The following is a 19767-nucleotide window of genomic DNA, read 5'->3' as shown; positions in this document are numbered from 1 at the left end:
GGTCACTCTCAAATGGTTAGAAGCATTGCGAGTGCACTCTTGTTATTGCCGACGAGTCGGTTAGTTCCCGAAAACTTCTCGCCTCCCAGCCCGGCCCAGCTGGGCCGGATGGCAACTGGGGAATCGTCCGACTCGTCGGCAATAAACAACGAACTCGGCGCTTTGTGCACAAAGCGCCGAGTTCAGTTTGGAGATCAGTTAGCGTCCCCCACGGCCACCACCCATCTGACCCTCTTCACGAGTACCGCCCGGACCTCCGCCCATCATCTGATTCGTGAGTTCAGTGACCTGCTCACCGTTCACAGTGATCGAGCCGCCGTTGAGAGTTCCCGTGCCGTCGAAGTCGAACGCAGACTGCGCGGTGATGGTGAACGTGCCACCATTGATCGTCAGGTCGCCATTGCTGTCGATCGCATCCGTATCACCCGAAGCCATCACAATCGTGATGTCACCGCCATTGAACGTGATGCTCAGACCAGATGTAACGATCTCTGAGGCCGATGCGTTGATTCCGTCATCTGATGCATTGATGCTGATCTCGCCGCCGTCGATCACGATGACCGGCGCCTCGATCCCCTCCACGGACTGGACGATGTTGATCGTCCCACCCGCAATCAGCAGGTACTGCTCGGCCTTGATCGCATCGTCCCCTGACGTAACCGTGATCGAGCTATCCGTGATCGTGAGCTGGCCCTTGCCCAAATCGGTGTCATTGCTGGATTTCAGACCATCGCCTGCAGCATCAATCGTGATCGTGCCGCCTGAGATGGTCAACGAGTCCTTACCGCGGATACCGTCATCGACGCTCGTGACCGTTATCGTTCCCGATTCAATCCACAGGTCGTCTTTACCCACAATGCCGTCAGCGAAGTTTGCCGTGACGTTGAGCGTTCCCGAACCGGTGATGAGCAGATCATCCGACGAGTAAATCACGCCATCGATATCCTCATCGCTGCGCGTGGATGCGTCAGAAACGGTATTGGTTGTGCCGTCTTGCAGTTCCAACACGGTCAACTCGGCGTTATCGATCTGGATCGCGGCACCCTCGCTGGCATTGATGGTCGCCCCGGCAAGAATGATTCGCACATTGCCGTCCACGTCTACCGTGACCTGGCCAGTCGACTCCCCCGTCAGAACATAGGTTCCCGCCTCAGTGATCGCGAGGCCCTCATCCGTCAAAGACACATCAGTGGTCGGCAGGCTATCCCAGTCAACGTCCGCCGCAGAAGAAGTCGCAGTTTCGGTAGTTGTGGCAGTTGTCGTTTCCGTTGCGCTCTCGGTGGTTGCGGGTGTACCCGATGAAGCAGACCCTGCTGCCTGGGTAATACCTGCATCTGTTGAAGTGGTCGATGCCGTGCATGCGGCCAGTGAAAGCGTGAGCGCTGCAGCCAGTGCCACGGCTGTCCTCATCATTTTTGTTTTCGGGTTCATTGTCCTCAGTCCCTCTCGTCTCGCTGGAAACGTTGTGATGCCCCAACAGTAAAGAGATGGTCTATGGAATGGCTTTGCCATTCCTGTGAGATTCTTGAGGAAAGGCGAAAGATCCATGAGCCCTCATGAGTTCCTAGGGCTTCACGAGTTGCCCTTCCGACGATTTCGAGCAGAACCGAGGGCCTTCCACAACGCGGCCCACTGGTCGGCTGAAAGGTCGCGAGGAAGAGCGTTCTGGTTCGTCGAGGATTGATCCAGAACGTGCTTGATCGTCCTGGGGTCGCAAACGGAGCGCTGGCGGAGAATGTCCGCGACCCCGCGACCACGACCCGTGAAGATGCCGTGCACGAAGCTTGCGTAGTTGCGTTGGTCGACGTCGGTGACAAGAGGTATATCGCGCCGACGGATTGCCAGCACGCCACCGTCGATGCTGGGTTGTGGCGTGAACCCGTACGCTGGCACGCGGCCGTGCAACTCGAAGGTGAACCACGGTGCCGCCTGAGCGGTCATCATTGTCGCTCCTCCGACTCCAGCGCGCTTGCGTGCGACCTCCCATTGCGTCAGCACAATCGCGTGGTTCCACGCCGAGGCGTCGAGCAGACGACGCAACAGTGGTGTCGTGAGATGAAAAGGGAGGTTGCCGACGATCACCGCGCGGTCGAGGGGCTCGTGCAGCGCATCTGCCTGCTCGATGTCATTGCCCGGGAGTCGGCGTCGCAGCCGCGCGATGCGATGTCCATCGATGTCTATCGCACGCAACGGACGACCCAGCGCCGCCAAAGGCACGGTGAGAGCACCGTCTCCAGCGCCGATCTCCAGGATTGGACCGTCGGTCTCAGCGATTAGGTCAATAATCTTCGTGATCGTTGGTCGGTGGACGAGGAAGTTCTGGCCGAGTTCGTGTCGGCCGCCGTGAACGGAACGTTTCCGCATTGAGTACTCCGAGGTAGGACGGAGCACCCCGAGCATGCGTCATAAAGGGGGTTGACTAGTTACGACACGCTGCCGGGGTGCAAGAGGGAATCCCCGAGTCGGCGCGTGAAGACGACAGAAGCGCCAGCGCCGTCAGGCGCGGCGGTCGCGAACGGTAAACACGCAGCCCATGAAGGGCGCGCAGTAGCCAGTACTCATGAGCATCACTCTACCACCCACACCTTGCCGTACATTGAACGTGCACCGACCAGACGAAGCGGGCCGAAACCGTCGCAGCCAAAAGTATCTTGTATCAAAGATATTCGTGTGCCATTCTTTAGTACATGGATGCGAACGAGCGCAACATCGACGACGTGTTATGCCATGCCCTGTATTCGACGGCGCAGGCCACCGTTCAGCTCTACCGCGACCTCCTCGCCCCGTGGGGGGTAAGTTTTCAGCAACTCATGGTTCTCGGCGTGCTGTGGCGCGATGGCGAACAGACCCCTGGTGGGATCGCTGAGGCATTGAGTCTAGACTCCAGCAGCGTCGCCGGCCTGCTGGGACGCATGCAGAGTGCCGGGCTGATCGAACGCGCCATCGATCCAACGGATCGCAGACGCATCCAGGTACGCGCCACTGCGAAGGCGGTGCGTCTACGTGGAGAACTTGACTGGCTCGAATCATGCGTTACCCAGGCCCTCGGGGTGAGCGTACCGGAGGCACAGGACCTGGCCGAACGGCTGAGGTCGCTGCGAAGCAACGTGCAAGGCTTTGCCCGGGAGCGTCCACTGACGGCCGGGCTCGTCGATGCGGCGGCACAGACGAACCGCACCGGACCAATCGAAGGAGAAGAACACCCATGGAACTCTCGGACATCCAAGTAACCACCCTCGACGGAACCACGACCACGTTCGGTGCACTCACCGCAGGGAAGGTCGCCCTCGTGGTGAACGTTGCCTCGCGGTGCGGACTCGCCCCGCAGTACGAGCAACTCGAAGCGCTACAGCGCCAGTACGCCGACCGCGGGTTCACCGTGATCGGGTTCCCCAGCAACCAGTTCCTCCAAGAACTCGGCTCGTCCGAATCGATTGCGGAGTACTGTTCGACCACCTGGGGCGTCACCTTTCCAATGACGGAGAAGGTGAAAGTCAACGGTAAGAAGGCCCACCCCCTATACCAACAGTTGACCACGGTCCCGGACGGGGACGGCAAAGCCGGAAAGGTATCGTGGAACTTCGAGAAGTTCCTGATCCACCCCGACGGTCGAGTCAAGCGCTTCCGTCCGCGCACGAAACCTGACGCACCCGAGATCCTCGCCGCAATCGAAGACTGGACCGTGAGCAACCATGCCTGACCGTTCTCTGCAAACCTCGCAGCCTGCTGGAGCACGGTATCCTGGTCGAACCGCCGTCCGATTGATCCTGGGGAGCGCGCTGGCTCTCGCCGGCCTCAGCCACTTGACCTTCGCGCGTGAGGAGTTCCGCGCCCAGGTGCCGCAAGGGTTGCCGATCAAAGAGGACACCACCGTCCTCGCCTCAGGTTTTGTGGAGATTGGACTCGGCGCCACCCTCATGAGCGGGTGGAGGAAGCAGACCGTCGGCAAGATCGTCGCGGCGTTCTTCGTCGCAGTCTTCCCCGGCAACATCTCACAGTGGAAGAACCAACGCGATGGCTTCGGGCTCGACACCAACACCAAACGGCTCCTCCGGCTCCCGTTCCAGATCCCCCTCATCGCCGCAGCGCTCTGGTCCACGGGGCCTCGGCGTCCCTCGCATCGTACCTGAGCCATAAGGCACGGGCTTCGATGAGTGTTTGACGTTTATTGAGTGCCGTCTGCATGTCATCAGAGATAGGTTGGGGAATGGTGGCGAACCAGTTCATAGAACCAACTGTCGCCCGTGCACCAATATCAGACGTCTGTTGATGTCAGGTGTTACTGGCAAGTATTCAATGGTGGAGCTAAGGGGACTCGAACCCCTAACCCCCTGCTTGCAAAGCAGGTGCGCTACCAATTGCGCCATAGCCCCATGCTTCCGCCTCCCGGCGATGCGACTCGTTAAGTTTACGGGAGTGGAGAGAAATAGCCCAACCCGCACCTGCGTAATTCCGATCACAGCGCTGATAACAGCACACATCACGAGCAGGGCAACCCGCCGGAAGGCTGAAGCAGTCGGCTGAGCCAAGCCCCACACAGACTTTCTCAACCTGGGAACCGCTCGTGTCCGTGAACGCATCTTCGCGAACACGAGCGGCATGTCCATCCGCCAAAAGCTGACTTCTATCGCAGCGCCTTCTTGGCGTTTGCGGTGAATTTCCGAACGTTCTCGCGGTGTACGGTCGTACGCTTCTGCGAGGTCTTCGCGGATTTGGCAGCGGCCCCCGCCTTTTTCAGTTCGGTTTTCACACGTTTTACATTGCCTGCATTTTCGGACCTTACCGCAGCGTTATAGGCTTTTTTGGCCCGGCTGGCTGCAGTTTTGGTTGCCTTATAGTCGGCATTCGCTCGCTTGTACTCGGCAACGGCTTTTTTGTATTGGGACTTGGTGCGGGCAGTTGCCTTGTTGGAGGTCGCGTACTTTTTGGCGGTGTCACGAGACTTCTTTGCCGTGGTGAGCGCCTTGTGCGCGGCCTTCCGGGACTTCTCGGCAGCGTTGCGAGCCTTCTGTGCGGCAACCACGTCTTTCCTCATGGCAGTCGCGTTGGCGGCCGAGACTGTGACCCGCGAGGCCTTACGGAACTTACTCGCGTTGGCCGTGAACTTCTGAACGTTCTTGCGGTGCGTGATCGTTCGCTTCTCGGAGGTCTTTGCGGCCTTTTGTGCTGTCTGCGCCTTCTTTAGTTCAGACTTCACGCTGTTGGTCTTGCCCGCCTTGGCGTGAGTTCGAACCTTTGCGTAGGCGTTCTTGGCTCGGTTTGCTTGAGTGCGGGTTGCTTTGTAGTCAGCGTGTGCCCTGTTGTACTCGGCTGCGGCCTTCTTGTGTTCTGCACGAGTCTTGGCCGTGGTCCGGGTCGAGGTCGCATACTTTTTGGCGGTGTCACGAGACTTCTTTGCCGTGGCGAGTGCCTTGTGTGCGGCTTTTCTAGACTTTTCAGCGGCTTCCGCGGCTTTCTTCGCTGCCGCGATTTCCTTCTTGTACTTGGCTGAATGGTCGACGCTCTTCGTGGTGACCAAAGAGGAGGTTGCACCGGACTTCGCGGGCAGGGTGTACGCGGGGGCATTCGCATATTTACCGAAGTTTTGGGTTGCCCACATGCAGTTCCCGTCCCAGTACACGCCGATACCGATCGAAGTGAAGTCCCCAATCAGGTTGCTGTAGTGTCCAGGGGAGGCCTTCCAGTTGTCGACGATCACCTGTGCGGATTTACTTCCGTAACCGCACGCATAGGCAACGTTTTCACCCGCTCGGGTCCATTTACTTGGAATCTGCTTGGAGTAGTTCGGGTTGTGCGCCATCTGGTTTTTTTGCGCCATGGAGGCGGACCAGTCGTAAGACACCACGGTAATGCGTACGTCGTACTTCAGTGCGGGGGCGCTGACTGCTTTTCTGATGGCGTTTGTGCCATCAAATATGGTCTTGATGTCCTTATGATGCTTTTGCGCTTGTGATTGCGTGGCAGCGTGTGCAGGTGAGGTTGCCGGTACGGCAACCATGAGAGTCGCCACGAGCGCAGCGATTGTTAACCCGGATACGCGTCTGCGTACTGCCGAAGTCTTGTGTCGGCTTCCAATGCCATCTTCGACCACTTCGGCTGCACGTCGTCCAATGGCGCGCAGGATCATGAGACCCCCTCGAAACTCGCTCTTTTTCTTGTGTCTCAGTGTTCTTATCGTCAGCCTAGAGAAAAAGTTGAGTCCGCGCATCAGCACTTTTTACATCGTTATATCTTTCGGTGCTTACCGAATAGCGCAGGGCAAACGCTAAACGCCGAGGTTAAGGATGTTTCACGAGTAAAGATTCAGCAAGCCTCGGGATGGGACCAAAGTCCCGTTTTTCACCCGATGTGTTGAATCAATATCTGAATGCCAATGGCAATAAGAATGGAGCCTCCGAGAATTTCTGCCACTTGGGAGAATTTCGTTCCGAGTTTATGTCCCAACCAGACGGCGAGCGCGCTCAATAGGGTCGTCACGACACCTATGAGAGCTATTCCGGCCCATACGTTCACGCCGGCGACAGGGAAGGTGATTCCCACTGCGAGTGCGTCAATTGACTCTGCGACACCGAGCATCAGCAGGGTGCCGATTGCGAGTTTCGGGTATGCGGTTTCCGTACGCGCAACGGTGTCCTGCGCCGTCGCAACCCTAACCGCACCCATGCTTTGGCTACTGATGGTTGCCTCGTCAACGGGTGCATCCTCGATTTTCGCCCCGGCGCCCGTAGGGTCAGCGGCACCGACATCGCCCAATACCTTGTCGCACCTACACTGTCCCACGCACAGTGCACATTCTTCCTCGTCCGGACGGAAGGCAGCCCACAGCATGTGTCCACCCACGGCGAGTAGTAGACCAAACGCGATCCAGTGGTCGATTGCTTCCATGTATTGAAGGAAGTTGTCGCCGAGGAACCAGCCGATCAACGGCATGAGTGCCTGGAACCCACCAAACACGAGCGCAATCGTCAGCACGTAGCGCCATGCGAAGGTGCGCATCTTCACGCCCATCGTCAGCGCAACGGCAAAGGCATCTGCGGACACGGCGAGAGCGATGAGCAGTAGACCTGCGAAAGACATGAGATATCCCGGGGTCGACAAACGAGTACAACAACAGATTCGCAGAATCTGAAGATCCCATGATTCGGGCCTTATGAGGTCAGAGTTTGGGCAGTCGAACTCGCCTTTTTGCTCGCGCGTATTCCCCCGTTCCGCGCCACAATTCAAGGGTACGGTTTCGCACTCACGAGTTAGGCAATCGCATGGCATCGCATCTGAGCACCTACATCAATTTTTCTGGTCAAGCCCGTGAGGCTCTGACCTTTTACCACTCTGCCCTTGGTGGGAAGCTGTCCGTGGTGACGTATGCCGAGTTCCAGGCATCAGACGATCCGGCGGATGCGGACAAGCTCATGCACGGCTCGATCATCACAGAGCACGGCTTCCGGCTTATGGCCGCGGACACCCCCGGTTCCATGGAATCAGCCCCGATTAGCGGGGTGTCGATCATGCTCGAGGGCGACGACGAAGCTCGCCTGACCGATCTGTATGGGCAGTTGAGCGTGGGCGGCACGATCACCGAACAACTCGCACGCGCACCATGGGGTGACACATACGGCTCGTTTGTGGATCGCTTTGGGGTCAGTTGGATGGTCAACATCGACGGCAGCGGCACGCAGGCGTAGCAAGCATTTATTGACGACGAGCCTAGTTGCCCGAAACGTGCTGGGCCGCAACGTATCCGAACGTCATTGCGGGGCCAATCGTGGAACCGGGGCCGGGGTAACGATTGCCCATAACCGAGGCGGACGAGTTTCCCGCCGCATACAGACCGGGGATGACGGTCCCATCCTCACGGATGGCACGCGCGAACTCATCGGTCAGGATTCCACCCTTGGTGCCAAGGTCGCCGGGGTAGATCTTCGTGGCGAAGAACGGCCCCTTCTCAATGGCACCGAGGTTGGGGTTTGGCGTGACCCGCGGGTCGGAGTACACGTGGTCATAAGCAGAGTCGCCGCGGTTGAATTCCTCATCCTTGCCCGTGCGAGCATACTCGGAGAACTTCGCGGCCTCATCGACCAACCCGGCAGGGTCCACGCCAATCTTGGCGGCGAGTTCCTCAAGGGTGTCTGCCTTGACCAGGTACCCGGAATCGATCATCTTCTGCGGGGTCATGCGCGGCAGGGCAAAGCCGAACGGATAGGAGTTGCGGTGTCGGGACTCCATGATCAACCAAGCGGGGATGGCCGGAACCTCCTTGTTGTGGTCGTACTGCCAGTGGCCGCAGTCCACGTAGGAGGCGGACTCATTCATGAAGCGCCGACCGTTTGCGTCCACGATGATGCAGTGCGGGAACGAGCGCTCGGACACCAGGAACGATGGCTTACCGGTCTCGGGATCAAAAGAACTCGGACCCCACCAGGCATCGTCCATTACTCCGAGGCCAGCACCGATGTTGACCGCGGCGAAGATCGGGTCCCCCTGGTCTCCGGGGTTTGCCGACGACCACGCCTCGTTACTCGGGCTGGGTAGGTATTGTTCCCGACGCTCCTGGTTGTGGGCGAATCCACCCGCGCCGACGATGACGCCCTTGGCTGCGCGGATCTCGCGGCGTTCGCCCTTGCGCTCGACCACCACACCGACCACTGCCCCGTCCTCAACCACGTAGTCCACGAGAGGAGCATTGGTCTGCAGGTCCACTCCCTGCCCGTGGGCGATGTGGAGCAGTTGGCCGATCATGGACTGACCGTTGGTGAGGTAGTGCTTTCCGGTCAGGCGTCCGCCGATGGTGCGAACGCCAATGATCTGCACCGCCTTGGCGAAGCCCTTGAAGGATCGAAAGGCACGCATGAACGTGCCCACCTCGGTCGTGTACATCGGGATCGGAACGCCCTCGCGGATCTTCTTGCGGAGTTCCGGGTCGAGTTTCTTGAAGTTCTACATCTTGCCCTCGATACTGCGGCCGATCGCGTTTCCACCCGGTTCCTCGGGGTGGTAGTCGGAGTACCCGGTCTGGTAACTCCATTCGAATCCGAGCGCTTCGAGGTACCTTGCCATCTTTGGGGCGTTCTCCACAAAGGCATCGCGGCGCTGCGAGGAACTTGCCGGGCCCACGTCCGCGATCACCTGATCCATGTAGGTGCGTGCCAGTTCTGGGGTGTCGTGGACGCCCGCCGCAAGCATCAGGTGGTTGTTGGGTATCCAGGCCCCACCACCGGACATGGCCGTTGAGCCACCGAACTGATCGGTGCTCTCGATCACCAGTACTTTGTTGCCGCTGTCTGCCGCCGTGACGGCTGCGGTCAGCGCCGCGGCACCGGACCCGACAACGATGACGTCGTAGTTCATGCTTCACTCCAGCCTGCTTGGAAATCGTCCACGCATTCAACGAAACGGACATCATTGTCCGTTTAAACCAGTTAATCATCGCCCGTATCGATTTCCAAGGACCTTCCGTCCCGATTCCGCCTTCTCTCCCCCACGTTCAGTAGCAAGGCCAGCGTCGGTGGAGGGACTGCACCAACGGATAGGGCAAGACAAGCCCATACGGGTGCCTAAGATAAACGAGTGAACAAGAGAGCCGATGCCCGCGCAAACCACGAGAAACTACTCGCCGCCGCGGAAACCGTCTTCCGCCAGGAGGGTGCGCACGCTCCCCTGCAGCACATCGCGGAGGCAGCCGGGGTGGGGCGCGGAACGCTCTATCGCCACTTCGAGGACCGCACCGCCCTCATCGTCGCCCTGTTCGAGCAGCGGATCGACCACCTCGTCGCAATCGCCCAGGACCCCAGCGCACCTGAATTGGCGGCAGAACGGGCACTACGCGAAACCCTCGACATCCAACGTGCAACGCCAGGTCTGTCGCAGGTGGTCATGTCCTCACAGTCACCTCTGCTCACAGAGCTCTCGCAGCATTCCACCCGTCTTGAGGAATCACTTCACTCCCCCGTCCGTGCTGCCATTGACGCAGGACGCATCTACCCCGATGTCACAGCGCGTGATTTCCTGGTCAGTTGGGCAATGTTCGAAGGTGTCACCGCCACCTACAACGAACCCCAATACCGCGACCGGGTCGAACGCGCCCGCATTCTCGTGCTCCGCTCGATACTCACACCTGCGGCGCACTAGCCAACGCGCCCGATCCCATTCCCTGGATCCGCTCCCAGCGCACGGCAGGGCTGGGAGGAGGGAATCGTCGTCCATCAGCACGGCCCGAAGGCCGTGGACCACCACGAGCGAGGTCTCTCACCTGCTATACCTGCGGGCCAGGAACCCACACCCCGCGTTGCGCCAGGGCAGAGCGCGTTCTCGCGACCTCCGTCGGCGTGCCGGACACGAGCGCCCACGCGTCGAGGATATAGGGTTTGCCCACGTCGGACTCCACAGACCCCGCGGCCTGTTCAAGCACCCGGAGATAGGCTCGCTGCGTGGCCCCCGAGGAGACAACCACCCCGAGGTGCGCGCCACGGAGCATGCTGAACCAGTGTTCATCCCTCTGCGCGGCACGCATGAAGTCCTCAAGCCGCGCAGGAAAGTCAGGCGATCCCACCGCATAACTGGCCATCAACACGAGATAGTCCGTATCAGACGCGAGAGCTGCGACGTTCAGGTACGGCGTTCGATCATATTCGTCGATTGCCTCGACCGCCTCAGCGATCCGTCCCAGCGCCGCAAGGGCCTGAGCATACCCGGCGAGCGCGAGTTTCCGTTGTCCAAACGGGTCTGTCACCCTGTAGCGTTCCAGCGCCCCGCTGTACTGACGCCAGGCGTTCTCCCACTGCCCTGCGGCCGCGCACACTCGACCGAGGCTGGTGTGCAAGGCCGCGGAGTCAAACAACCGCGCCATCTTCTCGACGTCTTTGATGCCCATCCCGGACGCAAGACCTCCAGACCACAGGGAAACCGTGAACCAGGCGGACACGATATCCGCGGTGATCCAGGAGTGTGTGGGCTGGGCCGCCTGGAGTGAACTGGCTTCGAGCGCATGCTCACACAACCGTCTGGCCTGCCCCAATTGACCCGACAGCCCAAGCAGGTAGATCACCTGCGGCAACACCGACAACGTCCCCTGTGAATAACCGTCATCGTGCTCGAGAAGTTGTTCCAACTCGACCAGATAGGCGGCAAGATCTGTGCCGGGGGCAGGGAACAGCGGAGGTCGGACATCAGCCGTGGAGCCGTCGGCGGTGTCAGCGCGTTCCCGTTCTCCGTCAGGTAGCCAGCGCAGAATCGCACTTTCAACCAGCAGGATCTCCTCAACGAGTCCGGAGAGACTCGCAGGATCGAGCGCCACAAGTTCGCGAGCAAGATGCAAGTCGGCAAGGGCCGCCTGGAACTTGGACTGTCGCTGATAGGCCATGGCCCGTTCGACGAGCATGGAGATTCGTGCCGCGCGCGAGGCATGGTCACGTTCAGCATCCTGCGCGATCAGTTCATGCGGGGGCATCGTGTGTGGCAACCGGACGGCCACGAAGTCCTCGATGAGGTGCCAACGGCGCATCGCAGAGGCGGCCTTGATCGCGACAAGCAACTCGCTGTCAGTCATCGGATGGCCGTCCTCGAGTGCGGTTCTGGCCCAACTCAGGGCAGCGACGTGATCGTGCTGGTCCGCACTCGGCCTTCGAGTCTCAGAGAAGATCTCCTGGCGCCGCCCTCGTGGGAGCAACCCTCGGATCACATCGCCCCACGCCGGCGCAGACAGGCGCACGCTCACGGGGAGCCCGGGGCTCTCCTGATATTTGATGAGGCCGCACCCCCAAAGGTACGTCAGATCCGCCTCATGGCCCAGATGCACCAGATCATCGTGCGGAATCGAACCCGCGATCGTGAGGTGCGCCATCAGTTGTTGCTTCGTCCAACTGAGCCGCTCATACTTTTCGCGAACGTATTGGACAACCGACGGGGTTGGCGCATCCCAGCCAGGCCAATACCAAGCGTAATGCCCTTTGGAGAGCCTACCGGCCGCAAGCAACTCAGACACCCAGCGCGCGATGAGCTCCTGATTTCCTCCCGTGCGGTACCACAGGAGATGTACGCTCTCCAAGACCACGGGCGCTCCCAGCCCGGCGGTGAGGAAGTCGAGCACCTCGGTCTCGGTAAGAGGCTCTATGGTGTGGGTCTTCGCGCCGATCTCCAGGCCAAGTCGCAGCAGCGGTTCCGCAAGCCGCTCACGGGAGGTGCACTCAACGAACACGACGCACGCATCCTCGCGAGCCTTTTCGACAAGCAGGCTGAGCTCTGTTGGTCGTAGGTGCATTGGTTTGTCGAGACCGACGAGTAGGCGGTTTCCCCTGTGCGCTCTGCGCAGCGCCCGTTCGAGTTCTTGGGGAGCAAGCCCAGACGTCGCCGGAAACACCTGGGCAAAACGTCCCTGGCCGGCGAGTTCACTGATGGCAGCGCGTATGTGCAGGCTCTTGCCGACGCCGTAGGGTCCCACGACGTAGTGGAGCGAGGATTCTTCGACTGCATGCACAAGTGCGCGCACGGCTGCCTCGCGCGCGGGAATGGTCCAGTTTGAAGGCGTGCCGATGTCTGCATCGAGCACGGGTGTCAGGTCATACATGTGTCCATCTCTGTTTCAGTGTTCATGGACGTGTGGGGGCGGGGCGACGGGCTTCTCAGTGCTCAGAGGCGGCCCGTCGTATAGGCCCAACGCATACCGGAGATGAATCCGATGAGAGGCTGGGCATGTGATGTGGCGGTTCCACCAAGAATATCCGCTCATGACAAGCGTTTTTCCGGTGAGTAGTTGCTATTGTGCCCCTCTCAGGGGACCTGGGGAAGAGCCTGGCCCCACTGGGATAAGACGGTCCGATCATGGGCGGTTCTCTCCCGCTCGTTCCTCATACGATCCTGAACGGCGGTTAGAGGGGTATGTTCCCAGATGAATCCTTGTCTCTCCAGCGTCAACCAAGGGGTCATGCAGCGGGTGAGAATCTGAAGAGCCAGCATCCTGGGAAGAATTTCACCCGCTCCTTCACCCGCTATCTCAGGTGCTCGGATAGCGAAGTTCGGGTAGCACCTACTGATACAGGCGCTATGGAGCGGCGACTGTCCTGATCACGGCGTCAAGTGCACGGCCAGTCAGAACGCCTGCGCGGTGATATGCGGCCTTGCCGTCGCGCAGAATCACAACCGTGGGAATCGACTGCACTCCGAAGGCCCGGGCCAAATCCTGGTTCTCGTCGGTGTTGACCTTGGCAAAGTGGACGCCCTCGTGGCGAGCCGCGGTACGTTCAAAGATCGGCGCGAACTGTGCGCAGGGCATGCACCAGGGTGCCCAGAAATCCAGTACCACGACTCCCCTGTCCGGGATGGCCTCGCGGTGGTTGTCCCGGGTTACCTCAAGAATCGACACAACCCCTTTATACCCTTACTTCCCCTCCTCCTTCCCCAACTCAGCCCGGCTGGGTCGGGATGTGCAGGCTGAACTGCCCGACTCGTCGAAAATGGGCACGGAGGAAATGGACACAGAAACGCGGCCCCGCAACTACCCAGTGCGGGACCGCTCTCCTCTTACCCAGAACAGGATGCCGGCTACATCAAGACCGGCATCACGCCATGAGCGGCGTCAACGCCTCGTACTCTTCGATGGAACCGTCGCGCAGGCACACCTCGATGATCTCGCGGCCCAGCGGGTCAAGGTCATCGGTCAGGAACTGCTGGAGTTCGGACTTGAAGAAGTCGGTCACGATCTTCGCGCCTGAATCATAGGCCTCGACGCCGACCTGACTCTGGTTCTCGGGCTGCAGGAAGGTCGGGCGGATCAACTGGCCGTCGATCTTGACCTCCTTGAGCGCATAACCCATCAGTGGGCAACGAGCCGGAGTGAGTTGATCCCGCTTGATCTTGCCGCCGCCACGGCGGGCCAGGTATTCACGGGTCAGCCACTCTGCGGTGAATCCCACCTTGTACGCGCCGATGTGCTGGTTTGGGGTCAACACGTAGCGGGTGTTCGGAGAGTCCATGATCTGCTTGAGCAGCAGGTTCGCGGCCGCAACCTTGGTTCCGGTGCTGAACGGCCAGTACGAGCCGACGCCCTCGGAGACCATGCCGCCGGACTTGATGGTCTTCTTCTCGTCCTTGGTTTCGCCGATCGACGGGTTCTTGTCGCCGCGTGGTGCGATCAACCGCCACAACCACGCGAGTGCAGGTGGGACCACGTGCATCATGCCCATGATTCCGTAGCTCGGGTTGTTGCGGGTACACGCTGGCTGGCGGACACCGAAGGTGCGTACGTCAATCTCCATTGGCTCGTTGATGACGTCCTTCATCATCGCGCGTGGGATGACAACGCGTGGGTTCGGGCAGGGCTTACCGTTCGAGTCTGGGGTGTGCTCCCACGGTAGGGCGGTCGCGTTCGGGGTGCCCTGGATGTTGAAGAACACCAGTGGGGTGTCCGGGTGGATGCAGGCCCGCTCGAAGTGTGGGTCCTCGCCGTATTCCTTCATGTTGTCCACACGGACGAACCAGCCGTCCTCGGCGTCGGCGACCACCAGTTTGCCGGATTCGTTTTGGATGTCCTTGTGACACAGGGTCATGTCATCGGTGACAGGTGCGAGCTTCGAGGACTCGTTGAGCGTGATGACGTACGGTTCCTCGGTGACCACGTTGGTGCCGAGCAGGATACGTCCATCGTCTTGGCGGCGGATGTCCTGGCACATCTCGGACTTTCCACCGCCAGAGGCGCCCTCGTGCATGATGATGGTCTCGTTGTCGTATGGTGTGGTCACGCGCACGGAACTGGCGTGAGCGGTCAACCAACCTTCGGTCTCACCGATGTCGAGCAGCGCGGAGAACACGCCCTTCTTGGCGCTTGGCCCTGGGTAGAGGTTGTACGCGAAGATCTCGTGTAGTTCTTCGGTGCGGTCGTGGACCACAACCTGGCGGCCCTCAAAATGGGTGTGACGGAACGGCGGTGCCGCGTACAGGATGGAACGTGGTGCGAATTCACCGAGTTCCTCAAAGGTGGTCCAGCCCTGCAGGTCCACGAGTGCCGTGGCGAAGAAAGCGGTGTTGGCTGGCACGATCGCGAGAGAGGCGGAACCGTAGGTCAGGCCACCGGCCTTGAACGGCACCACGATGAGCTCTTGAGTGGACAGCCAGTCGAGTGTCTCCTGCTTGATCGGGTCGAAGCTCTTGCCGTACACGTCAAAGAAGCGCGGCTTGTCGGTTGGGCGGTCATCCGCGATACGCATGCAGTCGGGGTCGCGGCGACGCATGTAGTCCTCGGGATAGTTGACGGCGATGCCGTTTTTGCAGCGGACCACGTCCGCTTCCTTCACGGTGCCGTGACCTGCAATCGGGTACGTCACCTCAAAGGTGTTCGCGCCGTTTGGACCCAAAGACATTTCGTAGAGTTCGGCGCGCGTGGCCGGGGTGATGATCTTTGGGGCCTTTTTGAGCGCATCCGCCACGGCGGGTGGCAGGATGACACCGTTCAGTTGTTCCAACATGTGGTTCTCCTCAGGCAGGCCAACCCCGGGTGCGTGTGCGGCGAGTCGGTTGGCAGTTCATCGCGATGGTGTTTGATACATCTTGCTCGGGTGTTTTCCGTCTGCTGGCATTCTTTGTGCACAGCATGATATCCACCGTGCGAAGTGTGCCGTGCTGGCCACTGCTGCATTCCTCGTGGTGCAGCGCGTGTTGTGCGCCTGGCAGCAGGAAACCAGTGGCATCCCTTTCCTTGTGGGTAACGGATGCCACTGGCTGAGTCGCGTCTCGTGCTGTCGCGAGACAGCGCCTCCTTAAACACCTTTGACGTTGACCTTAATAGTTCTTTACCCATGTTCCGCTGGGACTTTCGGCCAGACTTTTCTGACGTTTTGTCCTCACCCTTGGGGTGGCCACGTCATGTCGGGCCGGCGTGTCGCGTGCGACAGCCATCAGAGAGGAACGTATTTTCGCAGGTAATAGGGGCATCGTGGCGGCACCGGCGACTGCCACTCCGAGTGCCGCCACCATGATGACAAGCCCCAACCAGCCTGAGCGCTCAAGCACTTCTCCCCCGCACCACCCCACGAGCGAGCCACCCGCGTAGTAGGCAAGCGTGTAGAGCGCGCCAGCTTGGGTTCGACCCGCCATCGGCCCTGCCGACGCCCAGCCAGACGCGACGGACTGCCCGCCAAAGAACCCAAGGGTCACGAGCACGAGTCCACAGACCTGTGCCCACATCTGTGGAATAAGCGTGACCGCCACACCCACAGCAAGGACACCTCCGGAAACTGCGATCACGGCTTTTCGCCCATGTCTGATGACAAGTCCACCAGTTAAGACTGACGCCACAGTACCCGCAAGCAGACCCACGAACAGGAACGAGGTCATCGAGGACGGGAGATTGAAGGGCGCTGCCTGAAGTCTGTATCCGAGGTAGTTGTAGACGGTCACAAACGCCCCCATCAACAAAAACCCGATCAGATAGATTCGTCGCTGCATCGGGTCGCTCAGGAGGGCCAGATAGCGTTTGGGTCCACTGAACGCGACCACCGGCGAATGAATGCGACCCTCTCCTTTGGTCACTTTTGTGCGCACATGGTCGCACTCACTGTCAGGGCAGGCATCAGGCTGCACAAGCATCACGAATCCCACGGCAGCGGCTGCTGATAGAAGCGATACCGCGAGCATTCCACCCTGCCACCCCCAGTGGCCTGCGGCCACTCCGGCAAGTATCCGTCCCAGTAGGCCACCTATCGAGTTGCCTGCGATGAACACTCCCGCCCCGCGTGCGGCGGCATCACGGCGCACTTCGGCATTGAGGTATGACAGGGCTAGGGCTGGAACAGCTCCGATGGCGAAGCCCGCAACGAACCGCGCCGCAAGCAGCAGAGGCAGGGTGGTTGCGAAGCAACTTAAGAGAGTCAGCCCAGTTCCAGCGAGGATTGCGGCACGCATCGTGTTGACCCGCCCATAGCGTCCAGACAGACCTGCCCACGGGATCACGCCGAGGGCCAGGCCGATGGTTCCCACGGACACCACAAGCCCGGCTTGGCCAGCAGTGAGACCGAGATCGCGCCCGATGAGCGGGAGGACTGCCTGTGGTGCATAAAGTTGCGCGAACACGGCAGTTCCGCCGAGAAATAGACTGGCGACGAGTCGGCGGTATTGGGTGGATTCGGCTGTATACCCGGATGGCTGGGTCACGGTGACTCTGGGTTCCTTCCGATGCGGTGGAGGTTTCCCAATTCACGGTACGCAGTTCATTTGCATAGCACTAATAGATATTTAATTTGATTATCCATACACTTTTCATATGGATGATCTTCAGGCCCTCCTTCCACATCTGCCGATCTTGGCAGCCTTCGCCGAAATGGGGCAGGTCACCGGGGCGGCCGAGATACTCGCAGTCCCCCAACCCCAGGTAAGCCGCTCGCTCGCACGCGCAGAAGAGATCACCGGGCTCACGCTTAAACAGCGGCATGGCCGGGAGGTTCGCCCCACGAAGGACGCAATTAGGCTGGGCGAGGCCGCCAAGGCCACGCTCACCAACCTTGATAACACCCTCAACGACCTACGCTCAGAGGTTCGCGGGTCGGTACGCCTGGCATTCCAACACTCGCTGGGTGAGCATGTGGTCCCACAGGCAATCAGCGCCTTCGTTCCCGAACATCCGCAGGTGGACTTCACGCTTACACAGGGATCACGCAGCGAATGTCTTGAGGCCCTCGAAGCAGGCAAAGTGGATGCCGCATTCATCGCGATCATTCCAGATTCAATGCGCCTTGAAAGCCAGATCCTCATGCAGGAACAACTCGTGCTCGCAGTCCCCAACAGCCACCCACTGGCAGCCAAGTCAACTATTCACAGTCACGACATCGCAGATCAAGACCTTATTGCAACCCGGCATGGATTAGGCCTGCGCCGCACCACGGATGCATTGCTTCGCCGCTGGGGCATAAGTCCGCGCGTCACCTTTGAAGGGCAGGAGATCAGTACCGTACTCGGCCTCGTTGCCGCCGGACTGGGCATCACAATCGTTCCGAGCCGCGCCTACCGCCACGAGGTGACACTGATTCCATTCGCCCACAAGGATGCAGTGCGCGATCTTGTACTTGTCACCTCGGCCGAACGGACCCTCACCACCGCCGCTGCGCGGTTCGTCGAGGTAGCCCGAACGCTCTTCACCTAACTCCGCGCATCGAACTCAGCCTTTTACCCACGAGATCATGCCGGAGCAGGCTGAGTTCGTGGGTAAACAACTGATTTCGCCTAGAAGATTGACCCAAGCCTGCTCAGACCAAGCGAGGCTCAGCCAATATCCACCTTTCGATACGCGACGGCTCGATGCGGCCAAAACTTGAGCAACTGTGACCGAACGCTCACGTGTCACATCCCACAAAATGATCGGATTTCCCGGAAACACGCCGTTTCCGACAGCTCCCCCAACTTGACCTCCGACCTGCGGAGGTGAGCCACATGGCCCTGCCGACTCGTCGCCAATAAGGACCTTGGCCCCAGGCTTTCAATGCCAAGTTGCGGTTGACACCTTTTTTCTATGTGAAATATTTAATTCGGCAGTAAAACAATGTTTATTTTGTGAAGATACTTGCCGATAACAGAGCGTCACAGCACATCGGGTCACCACACAACCCCCGGCGAGCAGGGACAACACCCTAACGATCTGTAATCGCAGAGTGTCTCCACGCAGGGGGAAAACTTGAAGAAGCTACTCGCGGTCGCGCTGACCGCTGGACTCGTGGTGACAGGAGTCGTCGCTGCTCCAGCGCAAGCGGCGAACACGACCAAGGCAACCAGTTCGTCGCTGAAGACGGAATACAGTAAGAAACTCAATTCACTCACGTATCCGAAACTCACCAAGGCGCGTTCCGCCACCGACACAACGTCCGAAAGCGCCATCTTCACCACGCTCAACAAGGACCGCAAACGAGCAGGCGTCTCCACGCTTGAGCGCAACGCTGACCTCAACAAGGTCGCCCGGGCATGGGCAAAGAAGATGGCCGGCAACGCCACCTTGCGGCACAACACGAACCTGACAACACAGGTTCCCTCCGGCTGGCGCACACTCGGAGAGAACGTCGCATACAACAGTGCAGCCAGCAACAACACCGGAATCGCCCTGTACTACCAGTGGATGAAATCCGATGGACACCGTGCGAACATCCTCGCCTCCACCTACACCCACGTCGGCATCGGCGTGTACATCGACGACAAGGGTCAGCACTGGGGCACCCAAATCTTTGCAACCTATCCTGCGAGTGCTGCAAAGGTCACCGGCTTCACCAAAAACGTCACGGTCACTCCCAAGTCGACCGTGACCTGGAAGAGCGTGAAGGTGTCGCACGCGGCCAAGCTGCAACGCCACAACGGCAAGAAGTGGGTCAACGTCGCGTCCTTGAAGAAGGGCACGCACACCATCAAGATCAAGGCTGGAGCCACAGCCGGCACCTCTTCGAAGTACCGCATCCACATCCCCAAGAGTGGTCAGCGTAAGGCTGCGACATCGCCCACCGTAAAGGTCACAGCCAAAACCAAGGCAAAGGTCACCGGTTTCGCACAGGTCAACTTCGTCAAGCCTTCCAAGACAATCACCTGGAAGAGCGTGAAGGTGTCACACGCGGCCAAGCTGCAGCGCCACAACGGCAAGAAGTGGGTCAACGTCGCGTCCTTGAAGAAGGGCACGCACACCATCAAGGTGAAGGCTCCTGCGACAAAGGGCACCTACAAGTACCGCGTATTTGTCCCGGCCAAGGCCAAGAACACCTCAGCGAAGTCGAAGACCATCACGGTCACCGTCAAGTAGTGGGTTTTTGACGG

The 19767-nt window shown here is 59.8% G+C and carries 17 protein-coding genes and 1 tRNA gene; 7 read left to right on the top strand and 11 right to left on the bottom strand.

Annotation, left to right across the window (positions count from 1 at the left end):
- Positions 1–198: 198 nt before the first annotated feature.
- Positions 199–1398, bottom strand: a complete 1200-nt coding sequence (locus ACFSYH_RS09325; RefSeq protein ID WP_377466646.1) for a carbohydrate-binding domain-containing protein — start codon at positions 1396–1398, stop codon at positions 199–201.
- A gap of 174 nt (positions 1399–1572) precedes the next feature.
- Positions 1573–2364, bottom strand: coding sequence for a 23S ribosomal RNA methyltransferase Erm (gene erm / locus ACFSYH_RS09320; RefSeq protein ID WP_377466645.1), 792 nt, complete (start codon positions 2362–2364; stop codon positions 1573–1575).
- 323 nt (positions 2365–2687) lie between these two features.
- Here erm and ACFSYH_RS09315 point away from each other — a divergent pair, with 323 nt between their 5' ends.
- From ACFSYH_RS09315 to ACFSYH_RS09305, 3 genes are read left to right on the top strand one after another with little or no spacing between them, the layout of a single operon-like run.
- A complete protein-coding gene (locus ACFSYH_RS09315; RefSeq protein WP_377466643.1) occupies positions 2688–3230 on the top strand; it encodes a MarR family winged helix-turn-helix transcriptional regulator in 543 nt (180 codons plus the stop codon).
- Positions 3206–3700 carry a glutathione peroxidase gene (locus ACFSYH_RS09310; protein ID WP_377466641.1) on the top strand — a complete coding sequence of 165 codons (495 nt, stop codon included), beginning with the start codon at positions 3206–3208 and terminating at the stop codon, positions 3698–3700. The genes ACFSYH_RS09315 and ACFSYH_RS09310 overlap by 25 nt, the downstream gene beginning before the upstream one ends.
- Positions 3693–4130, top strand: a complete 438-nt coding sequence (locus tag ACFSYH_RS09305) for a DoxX family protein (protein ID WP_377466639.1) — start codon at positions 3693–3695, stop codon at positions 4128–4130. Before ACFSYH_RS09310 ends, ACFSYH_RS09305 begins: the two co-directional genes overlap by 8 nt.
- A 167-nt stretch (positions 4131–4297) precedes the next feature.
- Here ACFSYH_RS09305 and ACFSYH_RS09300 read toward each other — a convergent pair.
- The 3 genes from ACFSYH_RS09300 to ACFSYH_RS09290 form a co-directional block, all read right to left on the bottom strand.
- Positions 4298–4373: transfer RNA gene (locus ACFSYH_RS09300), tRNA-Ala, on the bottom strand.
- Positions 4374–4624: 251 nt separating this feature from the next.
- Positions 4625–6127: a CAP domain-containing protein gene (locus ACFSYH_RS09295; protein ID WP_377466638.1), complete on the bottom strand. Its 1503-nt coding sequence runs from the start codon at positions 6125–6127 to the stop codon at positions 4625–4627.
- A gap of 212 nt (positions 6128–6339) precedes the next feature.
- Positions 6340–7077 (bottom strand): manganese efflux pump MntP, encoded by a 738-nt coding sequence (locus ACFSYH_RS09290; RefSeq protein WP_377466636.1) that lies wholly within the window; start codon positions 7075–7077, stop codon positions 6340–6342.
- A gap of 182 nt (positions 7078–7259) precedes the next feature.
- Between ACFSYH_RS09290 and ACFSYH_RS09285 the strand changes: the two genes are divergently transcribed.
- Positions 7260–7682 (top strand): VOC family protein, encoded by a 423-nt coding sequence (locus ACFSYH_RS09285; protein ID WP_377466634.1) that lies wholly within the window; start codon positions 7260–7262, stop codon positions 7680–7682.
- Positions 7683–7704: 22 nt separating this feature from the next.
- Here the strand turns inward: ACFSYH_RS09285 and ACFSYH_RS09280 are convergent, their stop codons facing one another.
- Both ACFSYH_RS09280 and ACFSYH_RS09275 read right to left on the bottom strand, forming a co-directional pair.
- Complete coding sequence (locus ACFSYH_RS09280; protein ID WP_377466633.1) at positions 7705–8847, bottom strand: FAD-binding protein; 1143 nt, start codon at positions 8845–8847, stop codon at positions 7705–7707.
- A gap of 87 nt (positions 8848–8934) precedes the next feature.
- Positions 8935–9345, bottom strand: coding sequence for an FAD-dependent oxidoreductase (locus ACFSYH_RS09275; protein WP_377466631.1), 411 nt, complete (start codon positions 9343–9345; stop codon positions 8935–8937).
- Positions 9346–9564: 219 nt separating this feature from the next.
- Here ACFSYH_RS09275 and ACFSYH_RS09270 point away from each other — a divergent pair, with 219 nt between their 5' ends.
- Positions 9565–10125 carry a TetR/AcrR family transcriptional regulator gene (locus tag ACFSYH_RS09270; protein WP_377466630.1) on the top strand — a complete coding sequence of 187 codons (561 nt, stop codon included), beginning with the start codon at positions 9565–9567 and terminating at the stop codon, positions 10123–10125.
- A 124-nt stretch (positions 10126–10249) separates the two neighbouring features.
- On the opposite strand, the gene ACFSYH_RS09265 is transcribed toward ACFSYH_RS09270, so the two are convergent.
- The 4 genes from ACFSYH_RS09265 to ACFSYH_RS09250 all read right to left on the bottom strand — a co-directional run bounded on the left by ACFSYH_RS09265 (position 10250) and on the right by ACFSYH_RS09250 (position 17136).
- Positions 10250–12559 carry a hypothetical protein gene (locus tag ACFSYH_RS09265; protein ID WP_377466629.1) on the bottom strand — a complete coding sequence of 770 codons (2310 nt, stop codon included), beginning with the start codon at positions 12557–12559 and terminating at the stop codon, positions 10250–10252.
- Between the two features lie 474 nt (positions 12560–13033).
- Entirely contained in the window at positions 13034–13354 is a 321-nt protein-coding gene (trxA, locus tag ACFSYH_RS09260; RefSeq protein ID WP_377466628.1) for a thioredoxin, read from the bottom strand.
- Positions 13355–13550: 196 nt separating this feature from the next.
- Positions 13551–15452 carry a DUF4914 family protein gene (locus ACFSYH_RS09255; protein ID WP_377466627.1) on the bottom strand — a complete coding sequence of 634 codons (1902 nt, stop codon included), beginning with the start codon at positions 15450–15452 and terminating at the stop codon, positions 13551–13553.
- 313 nt (positions 15453–15765) lie between these two features.
- The gene (locus ACFSYH_RS09250; protein ID WP_377466626.1) at positions 15766–17136 is read right to left on the bottom strand and encodes an MFS transporter; all 1371 of its coding nucleotides are present in this window, start codon (positions 17134–17136) and stop codon (positions 15766–15768) included.
- A gap of 109 nt (positions 17137–17245) precedes the next feature.
- Between ACFSYH_RS09250 and ACFSYH_RS09245 the strand changes: the two genes are divergently transcribed.
- Both ACFSYH_RS09245 and ACFSYH_RS09240 read left to right on the top strand, forming a co-directional pair.
- Positions 17246–18121, top strand: coding sequence for a LysR family transcriptional regulator (locus tag ACFSYH_RS09245; protein ID WP_377466625.1), 876 nt, complete (start codon positions 17246–17248; stop codon positions 18119–18121).
- A 528-nt stretch (positions 18122–18649) separates the two neighbouring features.
- Entirely contained in the window at positions 18650–19753 is a 1104-nt protein-coding gene (locus ACFSYH_RS09240; RefSeq protein WP_377466624.1) for a CAP domain-containing protein, read from the top strand.
- The last annotated feature ends 14 nt before the right edge of the window (positions 19754–19767 follow it).

The sequence above is a fragment of the Populibacterium corticicola genome, from assembly GCF_042683685.1.
Lineage (GTDB): Bacteria > Actinomycetota > Actinomycetes > Actinomycetales > Cellulomonadaceae > Timonella > Timonella corticicola.
This window is presented reverse-complemented; position numbering and strand designations above follow the sequence as displayed.

Excerpts from the sequence above, each read along its gene's own strand:
- ACFSYH_RS09265 (WP_377466629.1), bottom strand. The coding sequence starts at position 12,559 with ATGTATGACCTGACACCCGTGCTCGATGCAGACATCGGCACGCCTTCA.
- ACFSYH_RS09245 (WP_377466625.1), top strand. The coding sequence starts at position 17,246 with ATGGATGATCTTCAGGCCCTCCTTCCACATCTGCCGATCTTGGCAGCC.
- ACFSYH_RS09255 (WP_377466627.1), bottom strand. The coding sequence starts at position 15,452 with ATGTTGGAACAACTGAACGGTGTCATCCTGCCACCCGCCGTGGCGGAT.
- ACFSYH_RS09275 (WP_377466631.1), bottom strand. The coding sequence starts at position 9,345 with ATGAACTACGACGTCATCGTTGTCGGGTCCGGTGCCGCGGCGCTGACC.
- ACFSYH_RS09285 (WP_377466634.1), top strand. The coding sequence starts at position 7,260 with ATGGCATCGCATCTGAGCACCTACATCAATTTTTCTGGTCAAGCCCGT.
- ACFSYH_RS09305 (WP_377466639.1), top strand. The coding sequence starts at position 3,693 with ATGCCTGACCGTTCTCTGCAAACCTCGCAGCCTGCTGGAGCACGGTAT.
- ACFSYH_RS09280 (WP_377466633.1), bottom strand. The coding sequence starts at position 8,847 with ATGCGTGCCTTTCGATCCTTCAAGGGCTTCGCCAAGGCGGTGCAGATC.
- erm (WP_377466645.1), bottom strand. The coding sequence starts at position 2,364 with ATGCGGAAACGTTCCGTTCACGGCGGCCGACACGAACTCGGCCAGAAC.
- ACFSYH_RS09310 (WP_377466641.1), top strand. The coding sequence starts at position 3,206 with ATGGAACTCTCGGACATCCAAGTAACCACCCTCGACGGAACCACGACC.
- ACFSYH_RS09290 (WP_377466636.1), bottom strand. The coding sequence starts at position 7,077 with ATGTCTTTCGCAGGTCTACTGCTCATCGCTCTCGCCGTGTCCGCAGAT.
- ACFSYH_RS09295 (WP_377466638.1), bottom strand. The coding sequence starts at position 6,127 with ATGATCCTGCGCGCCATTGGACGACGTGCAGCCGAAGTGGTCGAAGAT.
- ACFSYH_RS09315 (WP_377466643.1), top strand. The coding sequence starts at position 2,688 with ATGGATGCGAACGAGCGCAACATCGACGACGTGTTATGCCATGCCCTG.